Raw genomic sequence first — 23,262 nt, 5'->3', positions numbered from 1 at the left:
CAGTCATGCCGCCAGGCGTGCTGCTGGGTAGCTATGTATGGACGGGATAACCGCTGAAAGCATCTAAGCGGGAAGCCTCCCTCGAGATAAGTTATCATAGAGTCGTGGAAGACCACCACGTTGATAGGCTGGGTGTGGAAGCAGGGTAACCTGTGAAGCTAACCAGTCCTAATTACTCAATTCGCGCTTGTAGAATCCCGCCATCAACAACAATGTTGGAAAGCATGTTGTCTGATGAACGGACAATTAAGCTCGGCCCATGGTCAACATGCACGGATTTCACCCGCTTGGGCGTTATTCCGAGCATGATCTTACCACATCGATTAAAAGACCCGTGATTACAGCTTATGCGCTTGCTTCATTGCTTGGTGGCCATAGCGCCTGTGCCCCACCCGATCCCATCTCGAACTCGGCCGTGAAACCAGGTTGCGCCGATGGTACTTTGTCTTAAGGCATGGAAGAGTAGGACGTCGCCAGGCATTGCAGCAGGCGCATGGAGATGTAGTCACGAGGAAACAACCCATTCACTTTTTCAAAAGCGGCCTGTCCCTCATACGGGCGGGCCGCTTTTTTGATTTTTGAACATGGCTATTACCGGTTCAAAATGTTGGCGCGGGATGGAGCAGTCCGGTAGCTCGTCAGGCTCATAACCTGAAGGTCGTAGGTTCAAATCCTACTCCCGCAACCAACAAGCTAAAATTGATCAATGTTTTACAAGCCTCGCTGGTTGCAGTGAGGCTTCTTTACGTTTGCGCAATGCTAAATAATCTCTGTGATCAGGCGTTTTGTTGCAGGAAGGCTCAATTGTTTAGCGTCCAAATCGATTCTAGGTATCCCTCTTAAATTGGCCATCGACTCGGTATGTCTGCGCAATTGCCGTTAGAGCTTCGCCGGGTCAGGCAATAACCGCCAATCCGGCCAGGACGGAGCCCCAACATCGCATGATCAAACAAGTCCGGAGACAATTGAACGGCCGTTCCCGATCGCCCTGTTTACGCAGGAAGCCGTCGGAACGTTTGGCAGGCCGATGAAGACACTGTGCCCATCGACAAGAGAAGCGGCCTGCCTGTGATCATAGATTTTACCCTTAGCGGTGCGAGAGAGAGGCGGCTTCATTCGCATGAAGATAAACATGATTGTCTTGGATCATAGCGCCAAATCCTAAATTCTTAAGCTCGAGTTTTCATTTGTGCCTTTTAGGATAACTGATATCTATCGTTCATGCGCTTAGACAATTTTGATCTCAACCTATTGGTGGCATTTGATGTTCTATTGCAGGAGCGTAATGTTACTCGGGCCGCAAAACGGCTTAATGTGACCCAGGCAGCGATGAGTGCTTCGTTGAAGCGGTTGAGAGCTTCCTTTCAGGATGATATTCTGACGCAACATGGCAAGAAAATGGTTCCGACGGCCCATGCTATTGCTCTAGCGCCGCGGGTGTCTGCAACCATCATGCATCTACGGACATTGATCGCCAGCGGCAGAGGCTTCGAAGCGGCAACGTCCGATCGGCTCTTCCGGATATCGGCATCTGACTATATTACCACTGTAGTGATCGTTCCGTTTCTAGAAATATTGCAACGAGAAGCGCCCCATATCCGCCTAGACATTTCTCTCCCCAGCGATGATTCGATGGAGCAATTGTCAAATGGTGGTATTGATCTGCTCTTGAGTCCTGAGGAATTCCTCGTTTCTGATCACCCCCGGGAACTTCTTTTTGAAGAACGGCATGTGGTCGTGGGCTGGTCAGGCAATCCTTTGATGCGTGAGCCGTTGACGGTGGAAGGCTTTTTGAACAGCGGTCATGTTGCTGTTCAGATCGGTCATCGAAACAGTTTTATAGAACGGGAATTCGAAGCCCAAGGCAGGGAGCGGCGGATAGAAATTACCGCTCCATCGTTTATTCAGGCACCCTGGCTGATACCCGGCACAATGCGACTGGCATTGATGCACGAAAGGTTGGCCAAAATAGTAGCGCCGGCCGCTTCGTTGACAATAGCCGAGCCGCCCATCGATTTACCAGTCATGCAGGAAATGATGCAATATCATGCCAGTCGAGAACGGGACGAGGCTGTGATCTGGTTGCGACAGCAATTGCTGCAGGTTGTCCGGCGCTCAGCCTGATTATTACACTATATAGTATAGACGAGTGCCGGCTTCCGGAAAATCATGAACTGGTGCCGTTGCGTTTTGTGCGATCGTCAAAATCCATCTATAAATACTATTTATGATTATTGACATAAACAAATGATTTTTACTATTAGCGAAAATGATTATTACTATTCTTGAAAGTGGTTTTTCCAATTTGTGAATCTGGCTTATTCACAAAAATAAGAAAAATGCCGTGAAACCGCGGTGAAGAATCACAATCCAAGGGGAGGAAAGTTATGAAGTTCCATATGTCCAATGCGTCTGCGTCTGCGTCTAAAGCAGCGCTCTCAGTTGCACTTGTCTCGGCGATGTTCGCTTCGCCAGTGGCCGCTCAAAGCACCGATAGTGCTGAGGCTGATGATCCTAACATTATTATCGTGACTGCTCAACGGAGCTCGCAAAACATCCAGGATGTTCCAGTCTCGCTGACTGCGGTTACTGCGGACACTCTTGCAGATCGCAACATTAATTCGGCCTCGGAAATCTTCCTTGCCGCGCCAACGGTCCAAATTTCGGGTTTTAGTGACAATGTCTCCGTCCGTGGGATCGGGACCCTGGCTATCACGCCTACTGTGGAATCAAGTGTTGGCTTTGCAGTCGATGATGTAAATGTCGGCCGGACCGCCCTAGCCCTTGGTGCATTTGACGATGTGGCGCGGGTCGAAGTCCTGAACGGACCGCAGGGTTTGTTGTTTGGCAAAAACTCCTCTGCTGGCCTGCTTAACATCGTAACCCGTCGGCCTGAGCTTGGGGAATTTGGAGGTTTTGTGAAAGCGGAACTAAACCTGCGCGACACCACGCCCGATGAAGGTTATGGCGTTATTTTGCGCGGCACGGTCAATGCACCGCTTGGCGACAGCGCTGCGTTACGGATCAATACCCGCTATACGCATCAAGACGGCATCGTGAAGTCAATCGGTACGGGTTTGACTGATAACAAAAAGGAAGATTGGGGCATCCGGGCGAAGCTGCTTGTTGAGCCGAGTGACAATCTTGAAATCTATCTGATCGGTGAATATGCTGAAACAAGCGGGAGGTTTCTTGATAGCTATCGCCTCGCTGATCCAGCCGGTAGAGTCGTTGATCAGATAAATGCCGCTGGCATTACTGCTGGCCCCGAAAATCTCTTTATTGCGCAAAATGGGGACACTTTTCGCAATACTCAAATCAGCAGTATTCAGGGAACAATTGCCTATACGTTGCCCAACGATTGGCAAATCATCAACGTGACAGCGTATAAAAACCTGAAAACCAACTCCAATCTTGATTCCGATCGGACCACTGGCGCCTATTTGGATTTCAACCGGATTGATTCGGACTTCTCCCAGTTCTCAAACGAACTACGGCTTTCCATTCCTGATACAAACAGAGTGCACGGCCAGCTTGGGCTTTATTATTATCAGGCCGACGAGACTGATGATCGTGCGCTCGCAGGATTTCAGAACCTCCCGGTTCCGGTGCGATCCGGTTTCCCCTTCTGTATAAATCCACCAGTTGTAAGTCCTGGGGGGCCGCCAAACTGCAATGTGAGCAATGACTTCTTCATTGGTCGGGATACCTCGACGGATTTCACCGTCAAAAGCTTTGCCGCCTTTGGGCAGCTGAATTTTGATGTCACTGATGCCTTGACGTTGATTGCGGGCGCCCGTGTCACGCGAGACAAGATCGACATCACTTCTGTCCAACAGCAGCTATTCAACTATTTCGTTCCCATTGCTGACCCGGGGACATTCGTCGAAGAAGCTTCGAACACAAACTTTAGTTATAAGCTTGGTGCTCAATTCGACGTTAGTGATGATGTCATGCTCTACGGCTATTATGCGACGGGTTATAAAGGTCCTGCTTTCAACGATGTCTTTGTATCAACCGTGCCCAACCAGGTTGCTCCGGAAACCGCAGAGACGTTTGAACTGGGCTTCAAGAGCAGTTTTGCTGACAATTTGGTTACCTTCAACCTGTCCGCATTCTTGACCAAATATGACGACTATCAGGCGCAGTCATTCAACGTGCAGTTCAACACGTTCTTGCTGCAAAATGCCGGTTCGCTTGAAAGTAAGGGTGTCGAAGCGCAGCTTACCCTGCGTCCTGCCGAGGGTCTGACAATCAATGCTAATGCATCAATTTTGGACTCGGTTTACACAGAGTTTCTCGGTGCTGAATGTTATCCGGCCCAACCTGGTTGTGGACCAAACAACACCTTTGATGCATCGGGGCAACCGTTGCCGGCTTCAGCAAGCTTCACGTCAACGATTCAGGCTATGTATGAATTTGGTGTCAGCGAAGCGTTGGACGGTTTTGTAAGTGCTAACTGGTATCACCGTTCATCGCTGAATTTTGATGTCAGTAACAATCCAACAACGGCAATCCCGACGGCAGACTATATTGGTGCCAGTGTCGGCGTTGAATCAGAGTCCGTGCGCTTTTCACTTTTCTGCCGGAACTGCTTCAATCAAGTGCGCCCGACTGGTGTTACAATATGGGCGGGCGACGCTGCGCAGCGTGGCGTGTCTTCAACCTTCCAGAACTGGGATCTGAACTCGGTGCGCAACTGGGGTGCTTCGGTCCGTTTCAATTTTTAATAGGAAACCAAAATGCGCCTAATGCAAATAGTGATAGCCAGTGCAGTTGCACTGGCTGCCATCCCTGGTCATTCTAAGCATCACGCAGAGGCGCCAAGTGAAGACGCCGTCGCCGCTGATGCTGGCAAATGGATCACGCTAGGGACACGCGGCGGTCCCGTAACCATACCGACGCGTTCCCAACCAGCCAACTTGCTCGAGTTTAACGGCAAGAAATATCTTGTAGATGTTGGGGATGGGGCCGCAGGCCAGCTTTCAAAGGCAAATATGCAAACCGCGATGTTGGATGGCGTGTTTATCAGCCATTTGCATTTTGACCACACTGGGGGCTTGGCGGCGATTTTGGGCCTGCGGTTTCAGACGAACGCGCGGCAGACTCTAACCATCTATGGTCCGCCAGGAACACAGCAATTGGTCGATGGTCTTCTGGACTCAATGACACCGGGTGCGACGGCCAATTACGGTGTGCCAGGGGCGCCGCCAAAGGATCACCGGGCTGGCATCGAGGTAGTCGAGCTGCGCGATGGTGCCAAAGCTGACCTTGATGGAATGAAACTGTCGGTGCGGAGCAATACGCATTATAGTTTTATACCTGGCAGCGATTTGGCAAAGCGGTTTCAAGCCTTGTCCTACAGATTTGATATGCCCGGGCGTTCCATCGTATATACGGGCGATACCGGACCCAGCAGCGCAGTAGAAGAATTGGCGAAGGATGCTGATTTGCTGGTTGTTGAGATGATGGATGTGCCACTTATTGTTGCTGCGGTTGTGCGTAACAATCCCAAACTGCCTGCGCCAGCCGCAAAAAACATGGAATCCCACCTGACCAAGCATCACTTGCTTCCCAAAGATGTGGGAGAGATGGCTGCTCGCGCCGGGGTAAAGGCCGTTGTTGTTACCCATTTTGCCGGCGCCGAACCCGGCAATCCGAAATTTTTTGAATATCTGAAGACAATTGCGGAATATTATAAAGGCCCAGTGATCATCGCAAATGATATGGACGTCTATTGATCGATGGATGATCTGAATATTCTAGTCATCGGAGGCGGCATTGGTGGTCTAACTTCTGCTATAGCGCTAAGAGGCAAGGGACACAGAGTTACAGTAATTGAAAAAGATCCTGAATGGGCCGTCTATGGCGTCGGGATCATTCAGCAATCGAACGTTATCCGAGCCATGGACGAGCTGGACCTTCTGGATGATTATCTGGCTGCCGGTGTGCCTTTTGATAATGTTGCTATCCATACGCCAGAAGGTATCAAGGTCGCGGAAGTTCCCGCGCCGCGTTTGGTCGAAGGCTATCCGGCCAATGTCGGGATCGGTCGACCGGCCCTGCACAAGGTTCTGGGTGACCGGACGATCAGCTCCGGTGCCGATGTGCGCCTTGGGGTTGTTGCCGATACAATCGAAGATCAAGGAGACTATGTTCGGGTCGGTTTTTCTGATGGTAAGATCGAAGAATTTGACATCGTGATTGGGGCAGACGGAGTCTATTCAGACACGCGTCAGATGATTATGCCCGATGCGGAAAAGCCTGAATTTACCGGTCAGGCGGTTTGGCGTTACAATTTTGAACGGCCAAGGGACCTCAATTCTTTGCACGCCTATAATGGTCCGATCGGCATCGGGCTGGTGCCGATCAGCAACGAGCTGATGTATATGTATGTGACGACGCCGGAACCCGGTAAGCCATTCTATGAAAAGTCCGGGATCGCTCAATCGATGAAGGATAAATTATCTGCTGCGCCGCCGCAAATTCAGGAATTGGCGGCTCGAATCACCGACGATGAAGGCGTTGTCTATCGGCCGATGGACCAGATGATGTTGTACGGCAACTGGCACAGCGGCCGCGTTGTGTTGCTGGGAGATTCTGTCCACGCAACAACGCCGCATTTGGGGCAGGGCGCAGGCATGGCGATTGAAGACAGTCTGGTCCTCGCGGAAGAGGTTTCCAGCCATGACACCCCGTCCGAGGCCTTCAAAGCCTATCGTGATCGCCGTTTTGAACGCTGCAAGTATATCGTCGAGAAATCGCTCGCCATTTGTCATGGGCAAATAGGCAAGGGGCCATTGGTCGATCAAGCCGCGGCGACCGGCGAGATGTTTGGCGTCGTTTCGCAGCCTATTTAAATATAATTCTAAGGACTGAATGATGAGTCGAGTGACCGAAATTCGCTATGTGGGATACGGTGTCAAAGACTTTGACACTGAACGCAAATTCTATGCGGACGATTGGGGGCTGGCAGAAGTGCAAAGCACGGATGACATGGCCTGGTTCAAGACGCATGGCCACGACGAACATCATGTTGTCCGTTTGCACAAGCGGGACAGCGATTGCGTAGAAGTCATGGCGCTGGCGGCCGAAAGCCGCGCGGATGTAGACACGCTGCGCTCCAAGGTTGGTGATGCAGGCTGCAAGATCATTCACGAACCTCGCGATCTCGATTCACCGGGGGGCGGCTATGGATTCCGTTTCTTCTCGCCCGACGGACTGCCGTTTGAAATTTCATCCGATGTCGCACGCGGCGATCAACGGAAAATGGAGCGTTGGGAGGGGATGCCGCTGAAGATCAGTCATATTGTTTTGCATTCGCCCGATCACAAAGCAGCGGTCAAATTCTTTACCGATGTCCTTGGCTTCAAGGTTAGCGATTGGCTTGGTGATTTCATGTGCTTCCTGCGTTGCAACGACGCGCATCATCGCATTGCTTTTCTGCCGGGGCCGCCGTGCCTGAACCATGTCGCTTATGATATGCTGACTTTGGATGACATGATGCGCGGGGCCAATCGATTGGGCAAACGCGGTACTGATATAAAATGGGGCCCGGGGCGCCATACTGCGGGCAACAACACGTTTAGTTATTTCACCACACCAGCCGGCTTTGCTGTGGAATATACTTCCGAGCTTGAAGAAGTGGATTTTGAAACCCAGACGCCGACCGTTCACGAACCTGGCCCGCAGATAATGGATCAATGGGGCATTGGCGTAGGCGGTCCACAGACCATGCCTCAGCCAGCAGCCGATCCTTGTCTCTTCCAACCTTCTGAGGTCTGATTCCATGGCTCTATTTGAATATTTTCCGAACTATATCTGGAACCTCTCGGTCGCGATTGCGATGGAAAGCGGCGCGCAAATTGGTGAAGTCATCGATATGTGCCAACCGATTAAGGATGCATCTGCAAACGGTGCAGAAGCCGGCCTACCGCAATTTATGAAGCAATGGGCCGGAATGGGCGAAAAGCTGATCGAATTGGCTGCGGAGGATGAAGCCAAGGGGCGCAATTTTTCCGCTTCCAACAAGCTGGAGCGAGCATCGCTCTATCTGTTCACGGCAGAGCGCATGCAGGGCCATGGGCACCCGGGGCGGACCGAGACATTTGCGAAGGCGCGTGAGACGTTTGACCGGTCAACGACGCTTGGGGCGCTCAATCGTGAGCGGGTCGAGATTGCACTCGGGACCGGAACCATGCCCGCGATCTGGACGAAGGCACCCGGCGCCGGACGCAAGCCGGCGGTGGTGTTCTGCAACGGTCTCGATAGCAACAAGGAGCTGCTATATTGGACGCGCTTGCCAGAGGAGCTGGCACGCCGCGGCATTTCCACGCTTTGTGTCGACCAGCCCGGAACGGGTGAAGCGTTGCGATTGCAGAACTTGCCAGTTGATCCCCATTCAGAAAGCTGGGCCTCTAAGGCGGTCGACTGGCTGGAGACGCAAGACAATGTAGACGCGAGCAAGATCGGCATGACGGGCATCTCGCTGGGCGGCCATTTTGCACCTCGCGCCGTGGCTTATGAACCGCGGTTTGCCAGCGGCGCTGTATGGGGTGCCAACCACAATTGGCGCGAAGTTCAGGACCAGCGCATGGCACGCGAAGGAGAGAATCCTGTGCCCCATTATTGGGCGCATGTGCATTGGGCCTTTGGCGCGAAAGATCAGGAGGATTTTCTAGAAAAGTCAGCCACCATGAACCTCAACGGCCATATGGACGGAATCAAAGTTCCTTTCCTTGTGACGCACGGTTCCAACGATCGTCAGATCAGCGTCAACTACGCCCATGACCTTTACGACCAGCTCGTCAATAGTCCCCGACGCGAGAAGGTCATCTTCACCAACCGCGAAGGCGGGGTGGAGCATGTCGGCGCGGACAATATGTCATATGGCCGTGATTTGCTGTCCGACTGGTTTTCTGAAACACTGGGTGGGCAAACCGGATAGTAGATTAGACTGAAATGGCCTGCTGCTGCGCAGGCAAGAAGATGCGAGAAGGGATCAAAATATGAAAGAGCAATCGAGCGCTTATGGCGGGGCCACACGACATGGGGTTGTCATTCTTCTTGCAGCGATGATGCCGATCATGGCGATAACGTCCCTCATTCCCGTCTTGCCGCTTCTGTTCAAGGAATTTGGCAGCGTTAGCGGTAGCCAGTTTCTGGTTCCCATGGCGCTCACGATCCCGGCGCTATGCGTTGCGCTTTTCTCGCCTTTGGCGGGCTGGTTGTCGGACAAATTGGGGCGCAAGCATCTGCTGGTCGGCGCTTTAGTACTATACGCCGGCTTTGGCATTATCCCTTGGTTTCTGGACGATCTGTTCCAGATCATTGGTGCACGTGTTGCGCTTGGCATCACAGAGGCCGTGATCATGACCGTAGCCACCGTGTTGATCGGAGATTATTTCGAAGGCGCACGCCGGGAAAAATGGATCGCACTCCAGGTCGGCTTTGGCAGTGTTGCCGCCATTGTTCTGATCGCGGTCGGCGGTGGCCTCGGTGAGCTATTGGGGTCCCGCGGGCCTTTCCTTCTCTATCTGTTGGCTATCCCGATTGCGCTGGCAGCGGCGACGATATTGTTCGAACCAACCGTCAAGTCGACGGACACAGACGGCGAACGCGTAAAATTTCCCATCAAAGCGGTATTGCCGCTGATCCTGACCACGATTGGCGTTGGCATAATTTTCTACTCTGTCATCGTCCAGCTCGGCCCAATCCTGGGCCTGTCAGGCGAAGTTTCTCCGGCGACCATTGGTTTGGTTGGAGCGTTGACCAATCTATCAGTGGGCGCTGGCTCTATTCTCTTTAACCAGCTGAAGAAGAATGTCGGTCCACGCTTGCTTCTCGTCGGTCTGGTTCTTGCGGCCATTGGCTATTTTGGAATCAGCATGACGACGAGCTTCTATGCCTTGTGCGCATCTAGCATTGTTGCCTGTATCGGTGCCGGGATGTTGCTGCCCAACATGTTGACCTGGACCATGAATTGCCTACCTCCCGAAATGCGCGGACGCGGTATGGGCATGTGGACAGGCGCTTTCTTCCTCGGACAATTTGTTGCTCCGCTGGTCACTGCCTCTATCATTCCATTTACAGGCGGCTTTGCGGAAGCCTTCATGGCCTATGCCGTGGTGATTGCAGCGGGAGCAATAGTCGCGCTGGTCCTAACGCGTCGGAGCGCCGTTTGAACAACACGCTGCGCGCTTTAGGCGCGCTGCCGATCGAATTGGAGGCGGCATGACCGGACCATCACCGATACTGTACTTCGCGCCTTTGACTTGCGCGCGGGTGTCCTTGACGGCGCTTGAGGAAACCGGGCAACCGTTCGAAACGAAGCTGATCGCCTTCATGGCTGGTGAGCACCGGTCGGAAGAATATTTGGCGATCAATCCTTCCGGTAAGGTGCCGGCACTGCAAACAGAATCGGGTATTTTGACGCAAAATGGAGCGATTTTGCTCTATCTTGCCCAGAAATGTCCAGAAGCCGGGTTGTTGCCGCTGTCTGGAGATGCTTATGCTGATGCTAAGGTCGTTTCCGCACTTTTCCGGATGTCAGGAGATCTACATCCTCTTGTCACCCGCTTTGTCCTGCCGGGCATGATGCTATCGGATCCTGTGTCGTCTCCCGCGGTGCGGAGCAAGGCTGAAGAGATTATCCAGCTCCAACTGGCACCAATTGCGGCGCAACTGGGCGAGCAAGATTGGTTTCTGGGGGAGCGCTGGTCGATCCTAGATGCCTATCTGGCCTGGATATGGTTTCGGATTACCGGTGCAGGTTTTGACCCGACAATATTCCCCAACATTGTAGGTCATTTTGAACGTGCCAACGCGCGGCCTTCGGCCAAGGCAGCACTTCAGCATGAGGCACGCGCGGAGGAGCAGCTTTCCGCGCGCGGTCTTGCTTTTGCTCCGCCACAATCAAAGAAGTGAATCCATGATACTCGAATGGTCGGAAACGACTACGAACCGAATGAAGAAGGAAGTAAAACTATGACCGAGAAACCAATTCGCCGCGTCGTCACTGGCCATAATGCCGATGGCCAGGCGATCATTCAGGAAGATGGTATCGTCCCTCGCATCCAGAGGATTGGCGGCGATACCGGGCCGATGTTTTACGAAGTCTGGAACACGCGTGCTACGCCGGCTCCCGTTGACCCTGCCTCTGGTGAACCGCCGGAAGAGGGCATCATTCTCGCTCCACCGGCCAACGGCACCAGAATACGCGTTCTCGATATCCCGCCGGACGACGATAGTTTTGAGGATATGACGCCAGAGCAGGCGAAAGCACATTTTGCCGAAATCGGAGCCGCCGACGCCTCTTCTTTTGAAGGCGCGGAATCCCGCCATGCCCATATGCATCGCACCGAAACGATCGACTATGGGATCGTTCTGGACGGCGAATTGGTTTTGATTATGGATGAAGGTGAGGCCACCGTGGGTGCTGGTGATATCATTGTACAGCGGGGTACCAATCATGGCTGGTCAAACCGCACCGACAAAAATTGCCGGATCGCGTTCATTCTTATCGATGGAAAATATTCTGAAGAATTGCAGGGCTGACATGCAATTGGCAATCACGGGGCCAGCGGGTTTTGTTAGCCGCGTGGTTGCTAAGCATCTGAGTGACCTAGATTCTAGGGGATCGGTCCGGTTGATCGATCGGGAAAAACCCTATCCGACCGAATTTGAATCTACGGAATTGGACCTCGCTCATACCGGCGCGGCAGAACGCTTGCAGGACGGCGTTATGGTCGAACGGCTTTTAAAACCGGCCCGACCAAAGTAATCGACCTTGCTACGGCTCGCTTGTTCCATGTTGCCGGAATTATGCCAGGACAGACAATCGTCGCTGATGGCGGCACAATAATTAGTGACGGAAATTGAAGGAAATATTATGAAATTGGCAACATTGAACAATCAAACCCCAGATGGTCAACTGGTGGCAGTATCGGCAGATGGGAAACATTTTCTTCCGGTCGATGGCCCGGTGACCAATTTGCTTGCTGCTTTGGAGGATTGGCCATCGGTCCAGCCAAGCCTTACCAAAGCTTTTGACCGCCTTGCTTCCGGCGAGGGACAAACGCTCGTGGCCAGTGATTGCGCTGCACCAATGCCACGCAGTTGGCAGTGGCTTGATGGTTCCGCTTTCTCAACCCATGGTGACCTGATGCAAATCGCTTTTGGACTGGATCCTATCGATTCCGACCGACCGCTGATGTATCAAGGGGTGTCGGACAAGTTTTTTGGTCCGACAGAAGATGTGACGCTCCCCTCAACCGAGCATGGCATCGATTTTGAGGGTGAATTTGGTGTGATTGTCGATCATGTACCAATGGGAACGTCAGCGGAAGACGCGATGGCCCATATCAAGTTGATCGTCCAAATCAACGACTGGTCCTTGCGTGCCATTGCACCGATTGAGATGAAAACTGGTTTCGGCTGGGTACAGGCAAAACCGGCTTGTTCCATGGCACCTTTTGCGGTGACACCGGATGAATTGGGTGAGGGTTGGAAGAATGGTCGGGTCTGCCTTGATCTGGAAATTGACTGGAATGGCAACCGGTTTGGAGCAGCAAATGGTGCCGCAATGGACTTTGGATTCCACGAATTGGTAGCCCACGCCGCTTTGACTCGTGATCTGGTCGCTGGAACAATCATTGGCTCCGGCACGGTTTCCAACCCGAACTATGCTGAGGTTGGTTCCAGCTGCATTTCGGAGGTGCGTGCTATTGAAATGATCCGTGACAAAGGACCTGCGACAACCACATTCATGTCGTTCGGAGACAATATTCGTATGGAAGGCCGGGGCGTTGACGGATCGTCACCATTTGGTGTTATTGACCAGAAGGTTGTCAAAGCCTGATTCTATTGCTTGGGCGCCTTATGAGTGCATCTCATATGAGTTATGATTTAAAAGGCTTTTTACCAACCAGCGCCAACGGGTATTATTGAGAAAAGCCGCAATTCGTCTGCTATGGCGGAAGCATATAGATACAATATTGGAGAGTGACTTGGTATATCCTTTTACGTCTGATCAGGTGATGGTGCGCAACCGTTGGTATATTGCTGCCTTTAGTGACGAAATTACCCGCGAGCCGATGGAACGGACCATATTGGGCAAGCCAGTGGTCTTCTATCGGACCGAAGCTGGCGCCGCCGTCGCTATGTACGGGATTTGCCCGCACCGTTATTTCCCGCTCGCACAAGGCAAGCTGGAAGGTGATGCCATTGTCTGTGGCTATCACGGCTTCAAATTCGACTTTAACGGCAAGTGTATTGATATTCCTTCCCAAGGAACCGGTTCAGGGTTCTGCCAGCCGTCTTATCGCATAGAAGAGCGTGGTTCATTATGCTGGATTTGGATGGGTGATCAGGACGTATGTGACCCTGCCTTGATCCCGCCGTATGAGGACTTTGGCCTTGAACAGCCTGGTTGGTACGATAGTTCTTACAACTATTGTCTCATCAAGGGGCGGCCGCAATTGCTCGTCGATAATCTAATGGATTTGACCCATCTGCCCTATGTGCATCACCATATTAAAGGCGCTGAGGGTATGAAAGACCCGACTTTGACTCAGGAAGAGCGCAATGGATTCTTCAACGTAATACGAGAGATGCCGCTTTATTGGAATCCGTTCCATGAGTTGATCTACGGGAAAGATGCAAAATTTGAAGGCGAAGCCAGGGTTGAAAATGCAACGGCTGTTTACGGGCCGGAACTTATTCGCACGGGTCTGGGAACGATTCAATCTATTGATGGTGACACGAATATACCGCCGGAACTTGGTACCATTCACATATTGCATGGGATCACACCAGAATCAGAAAATTCGGTGCACTATTTCGGATTCTCCACACGTGATTTCCGATTGGGCGACAAGGGCTTAGACGAATTCCAGTTGAATTCGGATGTGAAGATCCGCGGACAAGACAAAGTTGCTATCGAGGCAGTGGAAACGCGGTTAGACGCGTCAGCAAAATTACAACAAGAGCTGCTGGTCAAATCTGACATTGGCGCGGTGAAAGTCAGGAAAATCATTCAAGGCATGCTCGATGCCGAAGCCAGTCAAGACGCATGAGCGGGGGTATTTCAACCTGCGGTCATGAACTGAAACCCATCCCTGTTGAAAAGCGCGGTGAGCATTTGGTCGTGGATATCCACGCCCATCTGAATGTCGCAGTGGCCGATGCGATGATCCGGTCCGAAATTCCCAATCCTCCGAACCCAATGGCTTTCATGTCGCCGACATCGATGAAGGTGAATGGCGCAATGTTTGGCGAAATTGGTAAGAAGTTAAATGGCGTCGATGACCGGATTGCCGATATGGACCGGCTGGGCGTCGACATGCAGGCTATTAGCCCTTCGCCTGGGCAATATTATTATTATGCGCCACCCGAGCTCGGACGGAGCGCAGCACAGGCCATCAACGATGGCATCGCCGATGCTGTCGGGCGGCATCCTGACCGTTTGACGGGCCTCGGCACAGTGCCGCTTCAGAACACAGAAATGGCGGTTGCCGAATTGCGACGTTGTGTGAAAGATTTGGGCCTGCGCGGCGTCGAGATCGGAACCATCGTCGACGGAGAAGAGCTCGCTGCAGAACGACTACGGCCCTTTTTCGCCGCTGCCGAGGAACTGGATGTGCTGCTTTTTATGCATCCACTGGGCTTCTCTCACGGTGAACGGCTGGCAGAACATTATCTCGACAACATTATCGGCAACCCGCTCGAATCTTCGATAGCGCTCAGTCATCTGATCTTTGGCGGTGTTCTGGATAGCTATCCCGGATTGAAGCTCTGTGTCGCCCATGGTGGCGGTTATCTGCCCGGCTATTGGGGCCGGATGGACCATGCCTATCGCGCGCGTGAGGATTGTCGTCAGCATATCTCCCGCGAACCTTCCAGCTATCTCCGGCAGGTTTGGCTAGACACATTGGTGTTTGACCAGGGCCAATTGGATTTCCTCGTCAAAACGCATGGCGCGGACAAGCTATGTCTGGGATCTGACTATCCGTTCGATATGGCAGAACCCAATCCAGTGCCGTTTCATGAGAAGTTGAATGACGCCGACAAGGCACAGATACTCGGGCTTAATGCCGCAGATTTGCTTGGATTGACCGTTAGCAAGGATGCCTAACGCCCGTTGACTTCAGAGGCGTTGGGAATGGAGAATTTAGTTTTCCAGTTTTTTTGCAATTTCCTGCAGTCGCCGGACGACCCAGCGAACCGCCTCGTCATTGGTATTTTTGGCAGACCATTGTGCGACTTCCCGTACCTTTGGAAATTCGAAGGGTAGTTCGAATATGCTAATTGGCAGCGTGTCTCTAATTTGAGTGGCGAGGCGCCGATGGATCATTGCGATGCGGTCAGTTTTGATAACGAAGCGAGGAATGGATGCAAAGCTTGGCGCGAAGGTTTCAATTTTCCGGTGAATCCCGATCCGTCGCAAAGCGGTTTCGTCAAACCCAGGGACATTGTGGTTTAGCCGGACCGAAACATGACCCAGTTGCTCAAATAGCTCGCGGGTCATTTCACCTTTGATATGCTGATTTTCATTCCAGCCAATTGCAACAAAGTCCTCTTCGAATAAATCTTCGCTGGGCAGATTTGCATCTACCAGAAAATCCAATGCAATGATTATATCTGTCTGGCCGCGCTGCAGCATAGCGACCGGATCTTCCGAAAGCGAAAGCACTGTGAAGCGCATATGGGGAGCTTCTTTGGAGAAAAGTCCCACCGCTTCTGTTAACAAAACATGTGCTACGACATCTATTGCGGCAATGGTTATTGCGCGATCTGATATAGCAGGGTCGAATTTGTCCGGCGTCAAAATCGTTTCGCGGATGAGCGCAAGCGCTTCCTTCACCGGCTGGATCAAGGCATCGCCTCTCGGGGTGCAGGTCATTGCTCGCCCTGAGGACACGAGAAGATCATCTTCAAAAAATTCCCGGAGCCTGCTCAAAGCGGCACTCGCACCGGATTGACTCAGATTGAGTCGTTCTGCTGCCTGCGACACGCTCTGCTCTTCGAGCAAGGCATCCAGAACCACCAATAGATTTAGATCGAGCTTTTCAAACCGCATAATGCACGAAGGCTAGCACCTATGAGGAAACGCGGCAATCATGAAACTGACGATCATGAACCGCCGCGAGTCAACTTTTCTGTCTTACCATTCGGTTATGAATGGGCCGAAATTCGGTGTTCTTCCGCCCGTTTCTTCAGCGACGACATTGTTCACTTGTCGGCCGAGGTAGGTGATTTCACTTTCGACAACATCTCCGGGGCGCATCCATCTGTTGCCGTGAGCAGCGCCATTGCCAGGAGGCGAACCGGTTATCAAAAGATCGCCCGGCGTAAGTTTGATCCGCTCTGATGCATAAGATAGGATCTTCTCCGGCGGGAAGATCATATCGCTGATCGGCCAATCTTGCATGGTTTGCCCGCTCAGTTTCAGTTTGATCTGTACTTTGCTGCGATCAACAAACTCCTTCGGAACGGCAAAGGGGCCTAGAGTTTTGAAATTGGGTTGGTGCTTGCTGATCCAGTCATAGGCGAATTTAATGTCTGCACGGCGGAATTCGTCGACGGTCCCGATGTCGTTGCACATTACATAGGCGGCAATCACGTCGTCTGCTTCTTCGGTGTTCAGATAGCGCCCGGTATTTTTAGTGATTACGCCAAACTCCAGCTCCCAATCCGGATGCTCACCAATCAGGGGGAGAATAATATCGTCATTCGCGCCGCATAGTGATGAGTGTAGGCCAGTCCAGAAAAACGGCATGCCTTCTTTGGCGCGCCGGTCAACTTCGGCGAGGTTCCGCTTGTAAAAGGACTCATCGCTCTCACCGGGCTCCCGCTTGTCCTGATTGAACTTATTGTGCGTCATCATTTCGGCGACATGGGCGCGATAGTTTGACCCTGCACACATCATATTGGGATGGGCGACGACGGGCAGCGCCTTAAGCTCCTCGAACCGCAGTTCCGCTTCACCTTTCTTGACCGCCAGATCATTGAGGCCATCGACGGCGCGATCCCAATCCGCAAAAATAGCGTGGGTGTCGTGGTATCGGCTGGAAAGATCGAAAACCGTTCCGTCTGGAAGGACCAGGCCGGGGAAGGAGCCGCCGTCTTTGGTTTCATAGGTGCCGACACCGAAGCTGCCTTCTGCGAGGCCAGTTGCGGGATTGAAATTGGTCATCGTCAAATTCCTTATCTATCTTCGCAAGGATGCTCGTGCTTCCCGCGGCTGGTCTTTGGAGCTGTTACGCAAAATATTTTTCGGGCGGCTCGGAGCTCCATGCGTCCATTTCGTGCGTCGAAATGTCATGATGGCCAGTCGGATGATCATGATTCAACAAATCTGTGTCTGTAAAGGTTTCGAACCTATATCTGTCCGGATCAAACCAGACATCGAAGATATGGCAGCCCAGTGGATGCCTACCAATGCCCCAGTTCGGTTCCCAGCCTCTCGACAAAAGCCACCGGTGCGCGCGGGCCTGTGCCTCGAAATCCTGTGCTTCGAAAGAAATATGGTGCAGGTCTGTCTTGTCAGATTGGGCGAGAAAGATCGCATGATGATCGACCCAATGCTCGCCGCGATCAATCCTCATGAAGGCCACAACCGTTTGATCGGGGTTGTGGGGGACATGCATGGAATCACTGACTTTCATCCCGAGTGTTTTCTCGAACCACTCCGCGCTAGTTTTATAATCTTTTACGAACAACCCCAGATGGCCCAACCGATACAGGGATGCGGGGCCGAGTGGCCGGGTGCTTTGTGGTTCTCCGAAGCGCGTCCGAGCTGCGGGTGTGTTGAGACGCAACTCCGGCTGCACTTCTTGCGGTGTATCACCCTCTATACCCCACACCAGATCAATCTTGAGCCCTTCAGGATTGGTCAGGGTCACGCCGAGACCACCGCCGGGCGTTTCCAGTTTGCGGATTTCGCTCGCACCGTGGTTTTTGACGGCGTCTTCCAAATCACTTTCATTTTCGACCAGGAATCCTAAGCCAGCAAAGCCACGTTCACCGCGATGAACTTGATAGCACCATGCGTCACCACCGCCGGTTTGCATGACAAAATGATCTTCGCTCTTCTCTACCGTCAAAAGACCGAAATCTTCAGCAAATTGGCGGGTTTTTTCAATGTCTGGGGCTGTGAAGGAAACGTGATGAAGGGATCGGATTGGCATTTCTATCTCTCTAATCTGCTTTCGGCACATCATAGTGCTCTCTTGATACTGCTACTTGAATCGGCTGAGATCCCTTGGAATGCAAACTGTTGTCAAAGATAGCAGCTATTTTGCGGATTGATTTCTAGATGCCAAGCTCTCTGAACCCAAGTGTCTTTGCTGTGCTTTAAGAGGTTGATTTTCCATCCAATTTCGGAATCGGGCTGTATCACAATCCAGGCGGCTGGATTTAATCAATTTATTGCGCTGAGGGACGGGCCCGTTTTTGATCCAAATACCATAATCATTGATAGCGGGATAAGGTCGGAGGCTATTATTTCTTTTCCCTGTTGCGCATTTCTTATCTTCAAAATACGCGAGAATCCATCTAAGAGCATTTTAATTACAAAAAACTTATCGAAATGTAAGGACGGAAAATGAGCTTCCCGCCACGGCAAGGCCTGTATGATTCAAACAACGAGCATGACGCTTGCGGCGTCGGTTTTGTCGCGAATATCAAGGGCGATAAATCGCATCTGACCGTCAAACGTGGTCTCGAAATTCTGGTCAATATTGACCATCGCGGCGCTGTTGGCGCTGATCCGCTTCTGGGTGATGGAGCAGGGATATTATTGCAGATTCCGGACGCATTACTGCGGGATTGGGCGGATTCAAAAGGCCTGAGCCTGCCAGCAATCGGGGACTATGCAGTGGCGATGTGCTTCCTTCCTGCTGATCCTGTGGAAGCGGAATATGCGACGGCGCATTTTGATCGCTTCATTGCCAAAGAGGGGCAAGTTCTAGTCGGCTGGCGTGATGTGCCAATCGATACCACGGGCATCGGCAAGGCTGTGCTCGACCAGATGCCGATGATTCGCCAAGCGATCGTTGGCCGAGGCGAATCGATGGCCGATCAAGACACGTTCGAGCGCAAAATTCTGGCGATACGCAAGCAAGTGCACAATCCGCTTGATGGGATCGCTGAAAAAAATGGCATGCCCGGCCTGTCAGAATTTTATATGCCATCATTTTCGACCAGAACCATTGTCTATAAAGGTTTGCTGCTCGCCGATCAGGTCGGATCTTTCTATGAAGATCTCAACAATCCTCTGACCACGTCCGCCGTGGCAATGGTTCACCAGCGGTTCTCGACGAATACATTCCCATCATGGAAATTGGCGCATCCCTATCGATTCATTGCCCATAATGGCGAAATCAATACGGTGCGCGGCAATGTCAATTGGATGAACGCGCGCCGCAGGACCATGGAGTCCGATCTGTTGGGCGCTGACCTTGATAAAATGTGGCCGCTGATTCCACACGGTCAATCAGACACGGCATGTCTTGATAATGCTCTGGAATTACTCGTCGCCGGGGGCTATTCTTTACCTCATGCTGTAATGATGCTCATCCCGGAAGCATGGGCTGGTGATCCCATGATGGATGCCGACCGTAAAGCCTTTTACGAATATCACGCCGCTTTGATGGAGCCATGGGATGGCCCCGCCGCAGTCGCCTTTACCGATGGACGGCAAGTTGGTGCTACCCTCGATCGCAATGGTCTTCGCCCAGCGCGCTTCTGCGTGACGGATGACGGGCATGTTATCATGGCCTCGGAATCCGGCGTACTTCCGGTGAAAGAGGACAATATCGTCCGCAAATGGCGTTTGCAGCCGGGCAAAATGCTGCTCATCGACATGGAGCAAGGCCGGATCATTGAAGATGAAGAGATCAAGGCCGATCTCGCCAAAGCCAATCCCTACGCAAAATGGCTCGAATCAACGCAATATAATCTGAAAGACCTCGACCTAAAAGATCTTGACGATGTTGATGCACCGAACGCGAGTGAGCAGGCCAATGCTGCATCGCTGTTAGATCGCCAGCAGGCATTTGGCTTCACGCAGGAAGATGTCACCAAGTTTCTCGAACCCATGGCATCCGACGGGCTAGATCCCATTGGATCTATGGGCACGGATACACCGATTGCGGTCCTGTCTGGCAAGCCACGCTTGTTATACGACTATTTCAAACAGAATTTTGCCCAGGTTACAAATCCTCCGATTGATCCCATCCGCGAAGAGCTGGTGATGTCGCTGGTCTCGATGATCGGCCCGCGACCCAACCTGCTGGGTCATGATGCCGGAACGCACAAACGGCTTGAAGTGGATCAGCCTGTGCTCACCAACGCAGATTTGTTGAAAATTCGTTCAGTTGAGGAGGCGCTTGACGGTGCCTTCCGCACCGAAACCATTGATATGAGCTGGGATGCGGCCAGCGGTGCCGCCGGTTTGGAAATGGCGCTCAAGGAAATGTGCTGGGCTGCAACCGAAGCGGTTCTCGCCGACCGGAACATTCTCATTCTTTCCGATCGCGCCAAAGGGCCTGACCGGATCGCCATGCCGGCTTTGCTAGCGACAGCAGCCGTGCACCACCATTTGGTCAGGCAAGGCCTGCGGATGCAAACCGGTCTGGTTGTTGAAACCGGTGAAGCCCGGGAAGTGCACCATTTTTGCGTTTTAGCAGGCTATGGCGCGGAAGCGGTCAATCCCTATCTGGCGTTCGAAACGCTTGAAGAAATCCGGGTTCGCCGTGAACTGCCGCTGACAACAGAACAGGTTGAGCAAAATTATATCAAAGCGATCGGCAAGGGCATTTTGAAGGTCATGTCGAAAATGGGCATATCGACCTATCAAAGCTATTGCGGCGCTCAGATTTTCGATGCGGTGGGCCTGTCGAGTGAATTTATTGAAAAATACTTCACCGGAACAGCGACGATGATCGAAGGTGTCGGACTGGCTGAAATCGCCGGTGAAACCGTTTATCGTCACACCGAAGCCTATGGCAACAACCCGATCTACAAGAATATGCTCGATGTGGGCGGGATCTATGGCTATCGCCTGCGCGGCGAAGACCATGCGTGGACACCGGCCAATATTGCGAATTTGCAACATGCGGTGCGCGGCAATGATCCAAAAAATTATGCGGAATTCGCGGCCTCGGTCAACGAACAAAGCGAACGCCTTCTAACCATTCGCGGTTTGATGGAACTCACCAAGGCGAATGAACCGCTCGACATTGACGAGGTGGAGCCAGCGACCGAAATCGTGAAACGCTTTGCTACCGGTGCGATGAGCTTCGGTTCGATTAGCCGTGAAGCGCATACCACTTTGGCTATTGCGATGAACCGGATGGGCGGAAAATCCAATACCGGTGAAGGTGGCGAAGAACCCGATCGCTTCACCCCGATGGCAAATGGCGATTCCATGCGGTCTGCGATCAAGCAGGTTGCCAGTGGCCGTTTTGGAGTTACCGCCGAATATCTGGTCAATGCCGATGATATTCAAATCAAAATGGCGCAGGGTGCCAAGCCAGGCGAAGGCGGCCAGCTTCCGGGTAGCAAAGTGGACAAGAACATCGGCAAGGTTCGCCACTCGACGCCGGGTGTCGGCCTGATTTCTCCGCCGCCGCACCATGATATCTACTCCATTGAAGATTTGGCACAACTGATTCACGATCTTAAAAATGTGAATACAGGCGCCCGTATTTCGGTGAAGCTTGTTTCCGAAGTCGGAGTGGGAACCGTGGCGGCTGGTGTGTCAAAAGCACGCGCCGATCATCTGACGGTTTCCGGTTATGATGGCGGTACCGGTGCTTCGCCATTGACCTCTTTGACACATGCCGGTTCTCCTTGGGAAATCGGCTTGGCTGAAACGCAGCAGACATTGCTGTTGAACGGGCTGCGCTCCAGAATATCTGTTCAGGTTGATGGCGGCCTGCGGACGGGCCGCGATGTAGCCATTGGCGCGCTCTTGGGGGCAGATGAATTTGGTTTCGCAACGGCCCCGCTGATTGCGGCTGGTTGCATCATGATGCGCAAATGTCACCTCAACACCTGTCCGGTGGGCGTCGCAACTCAGAATCCTGAATTGCGCAAGAAATTCACCGGTCAGCCTGAATATGTGATCAACTATTTCTTCTTCGTAGCTGAAGAGCTGCGCCAGATAATGGCTGAAATGGGCTTCCGCACGCTGGAAGAAATGGTCGGGCGGGTGGACAAGATCAACATGAGCAAGGCTCTGCATCATTGGAAAGCAGAGGGAGTCGATCTGTCCCGCTTGCTCCACAATGTAGAACGTCCTGAAGGGGAAACGCTGCACCAGACCATGACGCAAGACCATGGACTGGATGCTGCACTAGACAAAGATTTGATTGCTGCAGCGGCCCCGGCTTTGGAAAATAGCCAGACCGTCAAGATCGAACGCAAAGTCAAGAATGTCAATCGAACCGTTGGTGCCATGCTCTCTGGTGAAGTTGCGAAAATCTACGGGCATGAGGGGTTGCCGACCAACACAATTCAATTGGCTTTTGAAGGCGTTGCCGGACAGAGCTTTGGCGCGTTTCTGGCGCATGGTATCACCGCTGAACTGGTGGGGGATGCCAATGACTATGTCGGGAAAGGCCTTTCGGGTGGCCGGGTGGTTGTGAAACAGCCCGTTCATGTCGATCGCAATCCGACCGAGAATATCATTGTTGGCAATACTGTTCTCTACGGGGCTGTCGCTGGCGAAGCCTATTTTAATGGCGTCGCCGGAGAGCGTTTTGCGGTACGAAATTCCGGCGCCGTCGCGGTTGTCGAAGGTACCGGCGATCATGGTTGTGAATATATGACAGGTGGCGTGGTTGTAGTGCTAGGCAAAACGGGTCGCAATTTCGCGGCCGGCATGTCTGGCGGTGTTGCTTATGTTTATGATGAAGATGGCTTGTTCGCTCAACGCTGCAACATGGCGATGGTGGATATCGAGAAGATCGATAGCGACAGCGAAAATGGAGAAGGTACGGTGTTGCCGCAGCAGCTTCCGGTCAATGTGCATGATTATGGCATGGGCGACATGCTATATCATGATGCCGAGCGATTGCGCATTTTGCTAGAGCGCCACAAGCTCCATTCCGGCAGCAGGCGAGCAGGCGAGATTCTTGATAATTTCGAAGAGGCTCTCGGCCGTTTCGTCAAAGTGATGCCAAGCGACTATGCTGCGGCGCTGAAACAACTCGAAGCCGAGCGTCTTGACGCTATCGTTGCTGCAGAATAATTGAA

At 52.4% G+C, this 23,262-nt stretch carries 17 protein-coding genes, 1 tRNA gene and 2 rRNA genes; 17 read left to right on the top strand and 3 right to left on the bottom strand.

All coding sequences use genetic code 11. The features are described 5' to 3' along the window. From ABJV08_RS15720 to ABJV08_RS15645, 16 genes are all read left to right on the top strand, one after another. Positions 1-191, top strand: a 23S ribosomal RNA gene (locus ABJV08_RS15720); the annotation flags it as partial. Between the two features lie 173 nt (positions 192-364). Then, positions 365-479, top strand: a 5S ribosomal RNA gene (rrf, locus tag ABJV08_RS15715). Positions 480-611: 132 nt separating this feature from the next. Next, positions 612-688: transfer RNA gene (locus tag ABJV08_RS15710), tRNA-Met, on the top strand. 533 nt (positions 689-1,221) lie between these two features. Beyond that, entirely contained in the window at positions 1,222-2,124 is a 903-nt protein-coding gene (locus ABJV08_RS15705) for a LysR family transcriptional regulator (RefSeq protein WP_348036983.1), read from the top strand. A gap of 263 nt (positions 2,125-2,387) precedes the next feature. After that, on the top strand, positions 2,388-4,730 hold the full coding sequence (locus ABJV08_RS15700; protein ID WP_348036985.1) for a TonB-dependent receptor: 2,343 nt from the start codon (positions 2,388-2,390) through the stop codon (positions 4,728-4,730). 12 nt (positions 4,731-4,742) lie between these two features. Continuing rightward, complete coding sequence (locus ABJV08_RS15695; protein ID WP_348036987.1) at positions 4,743-5,741, top strand: MBL fold metallo-hydrolase; 999 nt, start codon at positions 4,743-4,745, stop codon at positions 5,739-5,741. Between the two features lie 3 nt (positions 5,742-5,744). Beyond that, positions 5,745-6,860 carry an FAD-dependent oxidoreductase gene (locus ABJV08_RS15690; protein ID WP_348036989.1) on the top strand — a complete coding sequence of 372 codons (1,116 nt, stop codon included), beginning with the start codon at positions 5,745-5,747 and terminating at the stop codon, positions 6,858-6,860. 22 nt (positions 6,861-6,882) lie between these two features. After that, a complete protein-coding gene (locus ABJV08_RS15685; RefSeq protein ID WP_348037474.1) occupies positions 6,883-7,785 on the top strand; it encodes a VOC family protein in 903 nt (300 codons plus the stop codon). 4 nt (positions 7,786-7,789) lie between these two features. Continuing rightward, complete coding sequence (locus ABJV08_RS15680; protein WP_348036991.1) at positions 7,790-8,947, top strand: alpha/beta fold hydrolase; 1,158 nt, start codon at positions 7,790-7,792, stop codon at positions 8,945-8,947. 61 nt (positions 8,948-9,008) lie between these two features. After that, positions 9,009-10,184: an MFS transporter gene (locus tag ABJV08_RS15675; protein WP_348036993.1), complete on the top strand. Its 1,176-nt coding sequence runs from the start codon at positions 9,009-9,011 to the stop codon at positions 10,182-10,184. Between the two features lie 49 nt (positions 10,185-10,233). Continuing rightward, entirely contained in the window at positions 10,234-10,926 is a 693-nt protein-coding gene (locus ABJV08_RS15670; protein WP_348036995.1) for a glutathione S-transferase family protein, read from the top strand. Positions 10,927-10,986: 60 nt separating this feature from the next. Then, the gene (locus ABJV08_RS15665) at positions 10,987-11,556 is read left to right on the top strand and encodes a cupin domain-containing protein (protein WP_348036997.1); all 570 of its coding nucleotides are present in this window, start codon (positions 10,987-10,989) and stop codon (positions 11,554-11,556) included. A 1-nt stretch (position 11,557) separates the two neighbouring features. Next, entirely contained in the window at positions 11,558-11,782 is a 225-nt protein-coding gene (locus ABJV08_RS15660; protein ID WP_348036999.1) for a hypothetical protein, read from the top strand. Positions 11,783-11,890: 108 nt separating this feature from the next. Continuing rightward, complete coding sequence (locus ABJV08_RS15655; RefSeq protein WP_348037001.1) at positions 11,891-12,859, top strand: fumarylacetoacetate hydrolase family protein; 969 nt, start codon at positions 11,891-11,893, stop codon at positions 12,857-12,859. Between the two features lie 148 nt (positions 12,860-13,007). Then, positions 13,008-14,075 (top strand): aromatic ring-hydroxylating dioxygenase subunit alpha, encoded by a 1,068-nt coding sequence (locus ABJV08_RS15650; RefSeq protein WP_348037003.1) that lies wholly within the window; start codon positions 13,008-13,010, stop codon positions 14,073-14,075. Next, complete coding sequence (locus ABJV08_RS15645) at positions 14,072-15,133, top strand: amidohydrolase family protein (RefSeq protein WP_348037005.1); 1,062 nt, start codon at positions 14,072-14,074, stop codon at positions 15,131-15,133. The genes ABJV08_RS15650 and ABJV08_RS15645 overlap by 4 nt, the downstream gene beginning before the upstream one ends. Positions 15,134-15,169: 36 nt before the next feature. Here the strand turns inward: ABJV08_RS15645 and ABJV08_RS15640 are convergent, their stop codons facing one another. The 3 genes from ABJV08_RS15640 to ABJV08_RS15630 form a co-directional block, all read right to left on the bottom strand. Then, on the bottom strand, positions 15,170-16,078 hold the full coding sequence (locus ABJV08_RS15640; RefSeq protein WP_348037007.1) for a LysR family transcriptional regulator: 909 nt from the start codon (positions 16,076-16,078) through the stop codon (positions 15,170-15,172). 84 nt (positions 16,079-16,162) lie between these two features. Beyond that, entirely contained in the window at positions 16,163-17,194 is a 1,032-nt protein-coding gene (locus tag ABJV08_RS15635) for a fumarylacetoacetate hydrolase family protein (protein WP_348037009.1), read from the bottom strand. Between the two features lie 64 nt (positions 17,195-17,258). Next, on the bottom strand, positions 17,259-18,188 hold the full coding sequence (locus tag ABJV08_RS15630; RefSeq protein WP_348037011.1) for a VOC family protein: 930 nt from the start codon (positions 18,186-18,188) through the stop codon (positions 17,259-17,261). 416 nt (positions 18,189-18,604) lie between these two features. On the opposite strand from ABJV08_RS15630, the gene gltB reads away from it, so the two are divergent. Further along, positions 18,605-23,257 carry a glutamate synthase large subunit gene (gene gltB / locus ABJV08_RS15625; protein ID WP_348037013.1) on the top strand — a complete coding sequence of 1,551 codons (4,653 nt, stop codon included), beginning with the start codon at positions 18,605-18,607 and terminating at the stop codon, positions 23,255-23,257. The last annotated feature ends 5 nt before the right edge of the window (positions 23,258-23,262 follow it).

Source organism: Parasphingorhabdus sp., from assembly GCF_039982395.1.
Lineage (GTDB): Bacteria > Pseudomonadota > Alphaproteobacteria > Sphingomonadales > Sphingomonadaceae > Parasphingorhabdus.
The sequence above is the reverse complement of the archived record's forward strand: the minus strand, read 5'-3'. Positions and strand labels throughout refer to the sequence as shown.

Excerpts from the sequence above, each read along its gene's own strand:
- ABJV08_RS15705 (WP_348036983.1), top strand. The coding sequence starts at position 1,222 with ATGCGCTTAGACAATTTTGATCTCAACCTATTGGTGGCATTTGATGTT.
- ABJV08_RS15700 (WP_348036985.1), top strand. The coding sequence starts at position 2,388 with ATGAAGTTCCATATGTCCAATGCGTCTGCGTCTGCGTCTAAAGCAGCG.
- ABJV08_RS15695 (WP_348036987.1), top strand. The coding sequence starts at position 4,743 with ATGCGCCTAATGCAAATAGTGATAGCCAGTGCAGTTGCACTGGCTGCC.
- ABJV08_RS15690 (WP_348036989.1), top strand. The coding sequence starts at position 5,745 with ATGGATGATCTGAATATTCTAGTCATCGGAGGCGGCATTGGTGGTCTA.
- ABJV08_RS15685 (WP_348037474.1), top strand. The coding sequence starts at position 6,883 with ATGAGTCGAGTGACCGAAATTCGCTATGTGGGATACGGTGTCAAAGAC.
- ABJV08_RS15680 (WP_348036991.1), top strand. The coding sequence starts at position 7,790 with ATGGCTCTATTTGAATATTTTCCGAACTATATCTGGAACCTCTCGGTC.
- ABJV08_RS15675 (WP_348036993.1), top strand. The coding sequence starts at position 9,009 with ATGAAAGAGCAATCGAGCGCTTATGGCGGGGCCACACGACATGGGGTT.
- ABJV08_RS15670 (WP_348036995.1), top strand. The coding sequence starts at position 10,234 with ATGACCGGACCATCACCGATACTGTACTTCGCGCCTTTGACTTGCGCG.
- ABJV08_RS15665 (WP_348036997.1), top strand. The coding sequence starts at position 10,987 with ATGACCGAGAAACCAATTCGCCGCGTCGTCACTGGCCATAATGCCGAT.
- ABJV08_RS15660 (WP_348036999.1), top strand. The coding sequence starts at position 11,558 with ATGCAATTGGCAATCACGGGGCCAGCGGGTTTTGTTAGCCGCGTGGTT.
- ABJV08_RS15655 (WP_348037001.1), top strand. The coding sequence starts at position 11,891 with ATGAAATTGGCAACATTGAACAATCAAACCCCAGATGGTCAACTGGTG.
- ABJV08_RS15645 (WP_348037005.1), top strand. The coding sequence starts at position 14,072 with ATGAGCGGGGGTATTTCAACCTGCGGTCATGAACTGAAACCCATCCCT.
- ABJV08_RS15640 (WP_348037007.1), bottom strand. The coding sequence starts at position 16,078 with ATGCGGTTTGAAAAGCTCGATCTAAATCTATTGGTGGTTCTGGATGCC.
- ABJV08_RS15635 (WP_348037009.1), bottom strand. The coding sequence starts at position 17,194 with ATGACCAATTTCAATCCCGCAACTGGCCTCGCAGAAGGCAGCTTCGGT.
- ABJV08_RS15630 (WP_348037011.1), bottom strand. The coding sequence starts at position 18,188 with ATGCCAATCCGATCCCTTCATCACGTTTCCTTCACAGCCCCAGACATT.
- gltB (WP_348037013.1), top strand. The coding sequence starts at position 18,605 with ATGAGCTTCCCGCCACGGCAAGGCCTGTATGATTCAAACAACGAGCAT.